The 10,917-nt window shown below is 66.5% G+C and carries 12 protein-coding genes and 1 other annotated feature; of the genes, 7 read left to right on the top strand and 5 right to left on the bottom strand.

Going from position 1 to position 10,917, the window contains the following annotated elements; all coding sequences use genetic code 11:
* The first annotated feature begins 5 nt into the window (after positions 1-5).
* The 7 genes from EQZ23_RS01770 to EQZ23_RS01740 all read left to right on the top strand — a co-directional run bounded on the left by EQZ23_RS01770 (position 6) and on the right by EQZ23_RS01740 (position 4,950).
* Positions 6-437 carry an aldolase gene (locus EQZ23_RS01770; RefSeq protein WP_128452758.1) on the top strand — a complete coding sequence of 144 codons (432 nt, stop codon included), beginning with the start codon at positions 6-8 and terminating at the stop codon, positions 435-437.
* Between the two features lie 10 nt (positions 438-447).
* The gene (rapZ, locus tag EQZ23_RS01765; protein ID WP_128452757.1) at positions 448-1,362 is read left to right on the top strand and encodes an RNase adapter RapZ; all 915 of its coding nucleotides are present in this window, start codon (positions 448-450) and stop codon (positions 1,360-1,362) included.
* A gap of 16 nt (positions 1,363-1,378) precedes the next feature.
* Positions 1,379-1,786 (top strand): PTS sugar transporter subunit IIA, encoded by a 408-nt coding sequence (locus EQZ23_RS01760; RefSeq protein ID WP_128452756.1) that lies wholly within the window; start codon positions 1,379-1,381, stop codon positions 1,784-1,786.
* A complete protein-coding gene (locus tag EQZ23_RS01755) occupies positions 1,783-2,058 on the top strand; it encodes an HPr family phosphocarrier protein (protein WP_128452755.1) in 276 nt (91 codons plus the stop codon). The genes EQZ23_RS01760 and EQZ23_RS01755 overlap by 4 nt, the downstream gene beginning before the upstream one ends.
* A gap of 106 nt (positions 2,059-2,164) precedes the next feature.
* Positions 2,165-2,980 (top strand): RNA methyltransferase, encoded by an 816-nt coding sequence (locus EQZ23_RS01750; RefSeq protein WP_128452754.1) that lies wholly within the window; start codon positions 2,165-2,167, stop codon positions 2,978-2,980.
* 186 nt (positions 2,981-3,166) lie between these two features.
* A complete protein-coding gene (locus EQZ23_RS01745) occupies positions 3,167-4,603 on the top strand; it encodes a L,D-transpeptidase family protein (RefSeq protein WP_128453537.1) in 1,437 nt (478 codons plus the stop codon).
* A gap of 11 nt (positions 4,604-4,614) precedes the next feature.
* On the top strand, positions 4,615-4,950 hold the full coding sequence (locus tag EQZ23_RS01740; protein ID WP_128452753.1) for a hypothetical protein: 336 nt from the start codon (positions 4,615-4,617) through the stop codon (positions 4,948-4,950).
* 40 nt (positions 4,951-4,990) lie between these two features.
* On the opposite strand, the gene EQZ23_RS01735 is transcribed toward EQZ23_RS01740, so the two are convergent.
* The 5 genes from EQZ23_RS01735 to EQZ23_RS01715 all read right to left on the bottom strand — a co-directional run bounded on the left by EQZ23_RS01735 (position 4,991) and on the right by EQZ23_RS01715 (position 10,830).
* Complete coding sequence (locus tag EQZ23_RS01735; protein ID WP_128452752.1) at positions 4,991-5,725, bottom strand: 3'(2'),5'-bisphosphate nucleotidase CysQ; 735 nt, start codon at positions 5,723-5,725, stop codon at positions 4,991-4,993.
* The gene (gene cysN, locus EQZ23_RS01730) at positions 5,722-7,635 is read right to left on the bottom strand and encodes a sulfate adenylyltransferase subunit CysN (RefSeq protein ID WP_128452751.1); all 1,914 of its coding nucleotides are present in this window, start codon (positions 7,633-7,635) and stop codon (positions 5,722-5,724) included. Before cysN ends, EQZ23_RS01735 begins: the two co-directional genes overlap by 4 nt.
* Positions 7,635-8,561 (bottom strand): sulfate adenylyltransferase subunit CysD, encoded by a 927-nt coding sequence (gene cysD / locus EQZ23_RS01725; protein WP_128452750.1) that lies wholly within the window; start codon positions 8,559-8,561, stop codon positions 7,635-7,637. Before cysD ends, cysN begins: the two co-directional genes overlap by 1 nt.
* Before the next feature lie 70 nt (positions 8,562-8,631).
* Positions 8,632-10,110: a SulP family inorganic anion transporter gene (locus EQZ23_RS01720; protein ID WP_128452749.1), complete on the bottom strand. Its 1,479-nt coding sequence runs from the start codon at positions 10,108-10,110 to the stop codon at positions 8,632-8,634.
* 69 nt (positions 10,111-10,179) lie between these two features.
* Positions 10,180-10,235: a sequence feature (sul1 is cis-regulatory element that is thought to sense ions involved in sulfur or methionine metabolism; They are found in Alphaproteobacteria), on the bottom strand.
* Between the two features lie 163 nt (positions 10,236-10,398).
* Positions 10,399-10,830 carry a DUF488 domain-containing protein gene (locus EQZ23_RS01715; RefSeq protein ID WP_128452748.1) on the bottom strand — a complete coding sequence of 144 codons (432 nt, stop codon included), beginning with the start codon at positions 10,828-10,830 and terminating at the stop codon, positions 10,399-10,401.
* Positions 10,831-10,917 lie beyond the last annotated feature (87 nt).

Raw genomic sequence — 10,917 nt, 5'->3', positions numbered from 1 at the left:
CGCACGTGGCAGTCCCCTCCTCCGACCGGCTCCACGCCACCACGGTCGCGATCGACGGTGTGGCGGTGATGATCGAGGGCGCGTCGGGATCGGGCAAGTCCGACCTCGCGCTGCGCCTGATCGACCGCGGCGCCACGCTCGTCAGCGATGACCAGACGCTGGTGCTACGCTCGGGCAAGATCCTGCTCGCGCGGGCGCCGACGACGATCGCCGGCCGGATCGAAGTCCGCGGCATAGGCGTGCTTGCCATGCCGCATGTCGACGACGTTCCGGTCGGCCTGCTCGTTCGCGTCGACGGCGCGATCGAGCGGATGCCCGAGCGCCGTTTGCGGAAGATCGCCGGGATCGAGGTCCGCCAGTTCGCGGTCGCCCCCTTCGAAGCGTCCGCCCCGATCAAGGTCGAACTCGCATTGCGCAATCCGGAGACTGTAGAATGACCCCGCGATCATGACCCGGCCGAAGGATATCCTGCTCGTGACCGGCATGTCCGGCGCGGGCAAGTCGACCGTCCTCAAGACACTGGAGGATCTCGGCTGGGAGGTCGTCGACAACCTGCCGCTGCTGTTGCTCGACCGGTTGCTCGACGCGCCGCTGCCCGAAGGATCGCCCGACGATTCGCAGCCGCTCGCGATCGGCATCGGCGCGCGCACCCGCGATTTCGACCCCGAGCGGATCGTCCGCCGGATCCGCGAATTCCGGAATCGCCACGGTCTCGAGATCGGCACGCTGTTCCTCGATTGTTCGGCTCCCGAACTCGAGCGGCGTTATTCCGAGACGCGGCGGCGCCATCCGCTCGCGCTGGACCGGCCCGCGATCGACGGCATCGGCCGCGAGCGCGATCTGCTCGCGCCACTGCGCGACTGGGCGAACCGGCTGATCGACACGACCGAGATGTCGGCGAACGAGCTCGCGCAACAGATCCGCGCCAACTTCTCGGGCGAGCGGCTCGGCGAGCCGACGCTGTCGATCCGCTCGTTCGGATTCGCGCGCGGCCTGCCGCGCAACGCCGACCTGGTGTTCGACATGCGCTTCCTGCGCAACCCGCACTGGGACGCGGTGCTGCGTCCCGGTACCGGTCTCGACGCCGACGTATCCGCCTACATCATGGCCGACCCCGCCTACGACGCCGCGGTGAGTCGGATCGACGAGCTGCTGGTGCTGTTGCTTCCGCGCTACAGGGCGGAAGGCAAGTCGTACGTGACGGTCGCGATCGGGTGTACCGGAGGGAGACACCGGTCGGTTCATGTCGCCGAACGGATCGGCCGACGGTTGCGCGAAGCGGGTTTTTCGCCCAGTGTCGACCATCGCGACCTGGGGGCCGCACCGCAGGATGCGCTCGAGGGATCACCGGTCGTCTTATGAGTATGAAACGCCTGATATGATCGGCCTTGTTCTGGTAACGCACGGTCGATTGGCCGAGGAATTCGTTCGCGCGATGATCCATGTCGTCGGCCCGCAGGAGCGCGTCGCGCCGATCGCGATCGGTCCCGACGACGACATGGAGGAGCGACGCGCCGATATCGCCGCGGCCATCCAGCAGGTCGATGTCGGGCGCGGCGTGATCGTGCTGACCGACCTGTTCGGCGGCACCCCGTCCAATCTCGCCATTTCGCTGATGGAGCGCGGCCGGATCGAAGTGATCGCCGGCATGAACCTGCCGATGCTGATCCGGCTCGGGTCTGCGCGCAAGTCGATGACCGTCGTCGCGGCGGTCGCGGCCGCGCGCGAGGCGGGGCGCAAATATATCTCGGTGGCGTCCGAGGTTCTTGGCGAGGCGGCGGCGTGAGCGAGGTCTCGCGCACCGTCCAGATCACCAACCGCCGCGGGCTACACGCCCGGGCCAGCGCCAAGTTCGTGACGCTCGCCTCGACGCATAGTGTCGAGGTCCGCGTGACCAAGGACGGATCGGATCACGTGACCGGTACCTCGATCATGGGCCTGATGATGCTCGGCGCGGCGATGGGCGACGCGATCACGATCAGCGCGAGCGGCGACGGCGCGGAGCATACCGTGGCGGCGCTGGCCGACCTAGTCGAGGCGAAGTTCGGCGAGGATTGACGTTCTTCCCCCCTTCCGCTTGCGGGAGGGGTCGGGGGAGGGCATGAGCGACGGCGTGTTTACAAACCCCTCCCCCAACCCCTCCCGCAAGCGGAAGGGGCGCTAGATGCCCCGCGAGATAACCGCCTTTTCGAACCCGCTGATCAAATATGTCCGCGACCTGCGCGACAAGCGGCATCGGCGTGCGGCCAAGCAGTTCCTCGCCGAGGGACTGCGTATCCTGACCGAAGCGCGCGAGACCGGCCGCCTGCCGCGCACTTTGTTCTACGCCGCCGCCAGCGCGAACCATCCGCTCGTCCACGCGCTGTCGATGGACGTTGAGGAGGCCGGCGGCGAGTCGATCCAGACCACGCCGGATATCCTCTCGAAGCTGTCCGGCAAGGACAACCCGCAAGCCGTGGTTGGCGTGTTCGACGAGTTCGACGCCACGCTTGATGATCTCGACCGGACCAGTGCCGGCATCTGGCTGGTCGCCGAACGGCTGCGCGATCCGGGGAATCTCGGCACGATCCTTCGCACCGGCGATGCGGTCGGCGCGGGCGGGCTGATCCTGATCGGCGAGTCGGTCGATCCGTTCTCGGTCGAGGCTGTCCGCGCGAGCATGGGCGCGCTGTTCACGATCCCGGTGGTCAAGACCGAGTGGGCGCCGTTCCACGCCTGGCTGCGCACCGGCCCCGGCCAGCTCGTCGGGCTCAGCCTCGATACCGACACCGATTACCGCGCCGCGACCTATGTCGGCCCGACCTTCCTGCTCACCGGCAACGAAGCGCAGGGCATGCCGCCCGAAATGGCCGAAGCCTGCGATGTGCTGGTCAAGATCCCGATGCTCGGCAAGGCGGACAGCCTCAACGCGGCGGTCGCGACCGCGGTGATGGCGTATGAAGTGCTCGCCCGGCAGGAAAAATCCGCAGCGTCAGCCTGAACCGACGAATTCAGCCCGATTGGCGATGCTTAGCGGGCCCGGTTCAGCTAAGGGAGAGCTACGTCGTGCGAAAGCATCGACGAGATACGGTTAGACAGGATGAGTATGGCGCGCGGTTTGGATGATGGACGAGTGAAGACCGGTACGATCCGGTCGGCGATCGCGGTTGCCGCGACGGCTGCCGCGATGCCACTGCTGATGGCAACGCCGCTGGCCGCTCAACAGGTTACGCCCCCGCCGGTGACGCCGACGGTCGCGCCGACGAGCCCCATGGCCGCGCCGATGCTCGCCCCGCCGGTCATCACCGTGCCGATGCTGAGCGATGCGCAGGCGACGGTGCTCGACAAGCTTCTCAACGGCGATATCGTCGCGCAGGGCCTCAAGTCCGCCGCGACAGCGTCGACCACGGCGCCCAGCAAGGATGAACTCGTCCGTGCTGCGCTCGATCACGCACGCGCGGTCCATGCGGGCCGTCTCAGCGAGGCCGATTTCCAGCGGGACTGGGGCCTGCGTCCGCCCGCCTACGATCCGACTCCGGCGTTCGCGGATGCGGTCCGGCTCGACCGGATCGCGGCGTGGTTCGCGTCGCTGCCGCCGCCCTATGCGGGCTATGACGGGCTGCGTAAGGGGCTTCAGAATTACCGTTCGATCGCCGCGGCCGGTGGTTGGTCGCCGCTCGCCTCGGGGCCGGACTTCACGCTCGGCGCGACCGGCCCGCGCGTGACCGCGCTCCGCAAGCGGCTCGCGGTCGAGGACAAGGACGTCTCGACCAGCGGCGACACGTTCGACGCGTCGCTGCTCGATGCGGTCCGTCGTGCCCAGCGTCGTTATGGGCTCAACCCCAGCGGCATCGTGTCGACCCAGACGCTCGGCGCGCTCAACGTGTCGGCGAAGGATCGCGTGCGCCAGATCATGGCGAACATGGAGCGCTGGCGCTGGCTACCGCAGGATCTGCCGCGCGACCGTATCCAGGTAAACATCGCCGCGGCCGTGCTCACCGTGTTCGACGGCGACACGCCGGTGCAGTCGATGCGCGCGGTGACCGGGCGACCGGGCGACGAGACACCGATGCTGTCGTCGACCATCCACAGCATCGTCATCAACCCGCCCTGGAACGTGCCGACCTCGATCGCCACCAAGGAATTGTGGCCGAAGGAGCGCGCCAACCCCGGCTATTTCAAGCGGAATGGCTTCAAGGTGATCGGCGGCACGCGGCTGCAGCAGCAGGCTGGCGACCAGAGCGCGCTGGGGCGCTTCAAGTTCGATTTCCTCAATGATTATTCGGTGTATCTGCACGACACGCCTAGCCGGGCAAAGTTTGCGAGCTTCAGCCGGCTTTCGAGCCATGGCTGCGTACGTCTTGAAAAGCCTGCCGAACTTGCCGACCTGCTGCTCAAGGGCGACCCCGCCTGGACGCCCGAAATGGTGGACGCCGCCGTCGCCAAGGGCGATACGGTTCGCGCCCGCCTGACCAAGCCGGTGTCGGTCTACCTGCTCTACTGGACCGCGTTTGCCAGCGGCAGCGGCCAGATGAATTTCCGTGCCGATCCCTATGATTGGGACGGCATCCTCGCTTCCAAGATCGAGGCGCGCACCGCACGCCAGACGATCGCCGCTCGCTGAGAGGATTTGTTATGACGATCTCCACCCGCACCCGTACCGCCATCGCCGGTGGCCTGCTGGCCGCGATGGCGCTGGCCGGTTGCTCGCGCTCTGAGCCCGAGCAGTCGCCGACGGACACCAACATGGTCGAGGATACCGGCGTGACCGAGACCGAGGCGGCCCCTGCCCCGGTCGAGACGGCGCCGGTCGAGGCTCCGCCGCCAGCGCCGGCCGTGGTCGAGCCGCCGCGCGAAAAGCCGATCGCGCCGGACGAGCAGATGCTGGACGATGCCGATGCGACGGGCATGACGTCCCGCGTCAACCGCGACGAAGCCCCGACCGAGAACGAAGCCGAACCGCAGCAATAAGGAAAACCCTCACGATCCTCCCCACGAGGGGGAGGATCGGTTATTCAGCCATCGCGGCCATTACCTGATCGCGCAACGCGACCGGACAGATCAGCAGGTCGGGCATGTAGACATCCCGACAATTGTACACCAACGGCGAGCCATCGATCCGGCTGCAATGCAGGCCGAACGCTGCGGCGACCGCGACCGGGGCCGCGGAATCCCATTCATACTGACCGCCCGAGTGGAGGTAGATGTCCGCCTCGCCACGGACCACCGCCATCGCCTTCGCGCCCGCCGACCCCATCGGGATCAACGTCGCGCCCAACACTTCGGCCACCTTCACGGCCTCGGGCGCGGGGCGCGTCCGGCTGACGACCATCCGCAGGGGATCGCCCGGCGGCGGCACCGAACTTGGCCGATCCGAGCGCAGGACGAGCCCCAAGCCCGGCAACGCGACCGCGCCGATCGTCGCGACGCCGTCGATCGCGAGCGCGACGTGGACCGCCCAATCGTCGCGCCCCTCGCCATATTCGCGCGTGCCGTCGACCGGATCGACGATCCACACGCGCGACATCGACGTTCGCGTGCCGTCGCATTTGCGCTCCTCGGACAGCAGGCCGTCGTCGGGCCGCGCATCACGGAGCGCGTGGACGAGGAACGCGTTCGCGGTCTCGTCGCCCGCCTTGCCGAGCGCCCCGGGCGAGAACACGCCAGACCGCCGTACTTCGAGCAACAATCGCCCCGCCGTCTCGGCCAGATGCGCGGCGAGTTCGCCGTCGGTCATCGCACTCATGGGATCAGCATCGCTACGATCGCGTCGGCCGCTTCGTCAGGGGTCATGCCCGTCGTGTCGATCCGGATCTCCGGGTTGGCGGGCGCCTCATAGGGCGAGTCGATCCCGGTGAAGTTGGCGAGCTTCCCTGCCCTCGCCTTCGCGTACAGCCCCTTCACGTCGCGCCGCTCGGCCTCCGCCAGCGGCGTGTCGATATGAACCTCGATGAACTCGCCCGGCGCGATCATCTGCCGCACCATCTCGCGCTCCGCGCGGAACGGCGAGATGAACGCGGTGATCACGATCAGCCCGGCATCGGTCATCAGCTTGGCGACCTCGCCGACACGGCGGATATTCTCGACCCGGTCCGCATCGGTGAAACCCAAATCGCGGTTCAGCCCGTGACGGACATTGTCGCCGTCCAGCAGAAAGGTGTGCCGGTTCATCCGCGCGAGCTTCATCTCGACCAGATTGGCGATCGTAGACTTGCCAGCGCCCGACAGGCCGGTGAACCACAGCACCGCTGCCTTCTGGTTCTTCAGCGCGGCGTGCGCCTCGCGGCCGATATCGGTCGCCTGCCAGTGGACGTTCTGCGCGCGTCGGAGCGAGAAATGCAGCATCCCCGCCGCGACCGTGGCGTTGGTGATCTTGTCGACCAGGATGAACCCGCCGAGCTGCCGATTGTCCGCATAGGGTTCGAACACCAGCGGCCGGTCGGTCGACAGATTGGCGACACCGATCGCGTTCAGCTCGAGCGTCTTGGCAGCAAGCCGCTCCATCGTGTTGACATTGATCTGGTATTTCGGCTGCTGGATGGTCGCCGTCACCGTCTGCGTCGCGAGCTTCAGCCAGTAAGGACGTCCGGGCAGCATCTCCTCGTCGGCCATCCACACGACGGTCGCTTCGAACTGATCCGCGGCCTCGGGCGGTGACTCCGCGGCGACGATGACGTCGCCGCGCGAACAATCGATCTCGTCCGCCAGCGTCAGCGTCACCGATTGCCCGGCAACGGCCTTCTCCAGATCCCCGCCGAACGCCACCACGCGGGCGATCGTCGAGGTTCGCCCGCCCGGCAAGATGCGAACGGGGTCGCCCGGCGCGATCGAGCCGCTCGCGACCAGCCCCGAGAATCCGCGGAAATCGAGGTTCGGACGATTGACCCACTGCACCGGCATCCGGAACGCGCCCGCCTGATCCTCGCTCACGTCGAGCGTCACCGTGTCGAGATGGTCGATCAACGTCGGCCCGTCATACCAGGGCGTCTGCGCGCTCGACGTCGTGATGTTGTCGCCCTTGAACCCCGAGATCGGCATCGGCGTGAACGCCGCAATCCCGATCGACTCCGCAAACGCCGCATAGTCCGCGACGATCCGATCGTAAGTCGCCTGATCATAGCCGACGAGGTCCATCTTGTTGACCGCCAGCACGAGGTGGCGGATGCCGATCAGATGCGCGAGATAGCTGTGCCGCTTCGTCTGCGTGAGGATGCCCTTGCGCGCGTCGACCAGGATCACCGCGAGATCGGCGGTCGACGCGCCGGTGATCATGTTGCGCGTATATTGCTCGTGCCCCGGCGTATCGGCGACGATGAACTTGCGCTTCTCGGTCGAGAAATAGCGATAGGCGACGTCAATCGTGATGCCCTGCTCGCGTTCGGCGGCCAGCCCGTCGACCAGCAGCGCGAAGTCGATCTCGCCGCCTTGCGTACCGACCTTCTTGGAATCGCTCTCCAATGCGGCGAGCTGATCCTCGAAGATCATCTTAGAATCGTACAGCAACCGCCCGATAAGCGTCGACTTTCCGTCATCGACCGACCCGCAGGTGATGAACCGCAACAGGCTTTTATGCTGATGCTGGAGCAGATAGGCGTCGATGTCCTCGGCGATGATGTCCTGCACTTGATAGGCGGAGTCTTGCACGCGCGTTGCCATCAGAAATAACCCTCCTGCTTCTTCTTCTCCATGCTGGCCGAGCCCGCGTCGCGATCGATCGCGCGGCCCTGGCGTTCGCTGGTGGTGGTCAGCAGCATTTCCTGGATCACCGAGGACAGGCTGGCTGCCTCGCTCTCGACGGCGCCCGTCAGCGGGTAGCAGCCGAGCGTGCGGAAGCGGATCGAGCGTTCGACCGGCACCTCGCCGGGCTCAAGGCGGAAGCGATCGTCGTCGACCATCAACAGCATCCCGTCGCGCTCGACGGTCGGGCGCGGTGCGGCGAAATAAAGCGGGACGATCGGGATGTCCTCGAGCTGGATATATTGCCAGACGTCGAGCTCGGTCCAGTTCGAGATCGGGAAGATGCGGATGCTCTCGCCCTTCGCCTTGCGCGCGTTGTAGAGGTTCCAAAGCTCGGGACGCTGCTGCTTCGGATCCCAGCGGTGATGCGCGGCGCGGAACGAGAAGACGCGTTCCTTCGCGCGGCTCTTCTCCTCGTCCCGCCGCGCGCCGCCGAACGCCGCATCGAAGCCGTGCAGGTCGAGCGCCTGCTTCAGCCCCTCGGTCTTCCACATATCGGTGTGCAGCGCGCCATGGTCGAACGGGTTGATCCCGCGCGCCTCGGCCTCGGGGTTCTTGTAGACGAGCAGGTCCATGCCGCTCTCCGCCGCCATCCGGTCGCGCAGCTCGTACATCGCCTTGAACTTCCACGTCGTGTCGACGTGCAGCAGCGGAAATGGCGGCGGCGACGGGTAGAAGGCTTTGCGCGCGAGATGGAGCATCACCGCGGAATCCTTGCCGACGCTGTACAGCATCACCGGGCGCTCGCACTCGGCGACCACCTCGCGCAGGATATGGATGCTCTCGGCCTCGAGCCGCTGGAGATGGGTGAGCGACACGGGCGGGGTCTGGGAAGTGTTCGTCATCTCCCCAGAGGTAGGCGGTCGGGGCGACGCATACAGCATCGTATTTCTCGCCCCCCGACAAGATGCGGCATCACCCTATGGCGCGATCCATCATCAGCGGCGCGTGCCGATCGACCAGCGTGGCGCTTGCCGTATTGAGGCCGATCACCTCGACCTCGCGGCCGTGACGACGGAGTTTACCGACCACATCCTCCAGCGCGCCGACTGCGGTCACGTCCCAGAGATGCGCGGCGGTCAGGTCGATGCGGACCGCGCGTGCGGTCTCGCGAAGGTCGAACCGGTCGGCGAAGATGTCGGCGCTGGCGAAGAATATCTGCCCGCTTACCCGGTAGATACGCGTGTCGCTTGCCACGTCGTGATCGATCGCGACGTCCATCAGCCGCGTGACCTTCCACGCGAAGAACACGCCGCTGAGCAATACGCCGACGCCGACGCCGAGCGACAGGTCGTGCGTCGCGACGGTGACGACGACGGTCGCGACCATCACCACGCTCGACACCTTGGGATGGCGCGCGAGATCGCGCAGCGAGCCCCAGGAGAAGGTGCTGATCGACACCATGATCATGATCGCGACCAGCGCCGCGACCGGCACCTGCGCCACCCACGGCCTGAGCGGGACCATCACGACGAGCAGGAAAACGCCCGCGACCATCGTCGACAGCCGGCCGGTGCCGCCATAGCGGACGTTGCCGACGGTCTGGCCGATCATGCCGCAGCCGGCGATCCCCCCGAACGCGCCCGCGGCGATGTTGGCAAGGCCCAGACCGGTGCACTCGCGCGCCTTCGAGCTGGTCGTCTCGGTGAGTTCGTCGACGACATTGGCGGTCATCATCGATTCGAGCAGGCCGACCGCGGCCATCGCCAGCGCATAGGGCGCGACGATCCGCAGCGTATCCCAGGTAAACGGCACGTCAGGCAGACCGAAGGACGGCAGCGAATCAGGCAAGCGGCCGAGATCGCCGACCGTCTTCAGCGGCATCGGAAACCAGATCGCGACCGCGGTCAGCACGACGATGCAGATCAGCGGCGACGGGATCGCGCTGGAGATGCGCGGGACGAGGTAGATGATCGCGAGGCCGGCGGCGATCATCGCATAGGCCTGCCAACTGACCCCGACCATCTGCGGCACCTGCGCCGAGAAGATCAGGATCGCGAGCGCGTTGACGAAGCCGGCATGGACCGACTTCGACACGAACCGCATCAGCACGTCGAGCTTGGCGAGCCCGAACGCGATCTGGAGTGCGCCGGCCAGGATCGTCGCGACGAGCAGATACTGCAGGCCGTATGCGTGGACGAGTGCGGCGGCGACCAGCGCGACAGAGCCTGCCGCGCCGGAGATCATCGCCGGGCGTCCGCCGGCAAAGGCGATAACGATGCCGATCACGAAGGAGGCGAACAGGCCGACCTCGGGATCGATTCCAGCGACGAAGGAGAAGGCGATGACTTCGGGAATCAGCGCGAACGTGCCCACCATGCCTGCGAGAACGTCACGGCGCGCAGCCGTCGGGCCGCTGAACCATTCGGCCCGGTAACGAGAAAGTGATGTCATATGTGTATCCGCAAAGGACGCGAGAACCGCGGCGAATGCGCGGGCGGTTCTGTAACAAAGGCGTCGGTGCGTTGTCCGGCGGATCGGCGGCCGGAATAGCCACCCGGAATTGCACCGGGTCCAAGCGAGTGGGGGTTCGTTAGCGTAGGGAGTGCTGCATTGCAACATTGAGTGCACGCTCCTCCAACCGCCCGTCATCCTGACGGAAGTCAGGATCCAGACTCAAGAGCGACGCGTCCTGTAACTCTGGATCCCGACTTTCGTCAGGATGACGACGGTGGGCACGGCTTATGTGAACAGATCCACCACCTCGGCCCCCTCGCCTACCGCCTGCAGCAACAAGGTTCGGTGGCAGTGACAAGGATCGCGCTCGTAGCAGAGCAAGGCGCTCGGCTTCTCCGCCGCCAGCCCCAGCATGATCGCCGCCTGCGCCTGCGCCTCGGGGAGCTCGAGTTGCTCGTCGTACACCGCGGTCAAGGTCGCCACATCGCCCTTCTTCGCCGCATCGCGCCCGCGCTTCGGCGTGCCCAGCGCCTTCAGATGCACGTAATCGATCCCCGCCTCGCGCAGCGACGCCGCGAGCGAGGTCTTCGAAAACCCCGGCCGCCGCGACAAAGGGAGCGCGCGGACGTCGATCACCCGCTCCACGCCGGCACGCGTCAGCGCCGCGAGAAAATCCGTCATCGTGGTGGCTTCATATCCAATCGTGAAAATCTTCATCAGGACGAAGTGGGATTGCCCCCCTGACTCCACAACCGCTGACACGACAGGCGCTGACACGACAGGCGTCCCGCGCTATCTGACAGG

It is taken from the genome of Sphingomonas sp. UV9, assembly GCF_004101245.1.
Taxonomy (GTDB): Bacteria; Pseudomonadota; Alphaproteobacteria; order Sphingomonadales; family Sphingomonadaceae; genus Sphingomonas.
The sequence above is the reverse complement of the archived record's forward strand: the minus strand, read 5'-3'. Positions and strand labels throughout refer to the sequence as shown.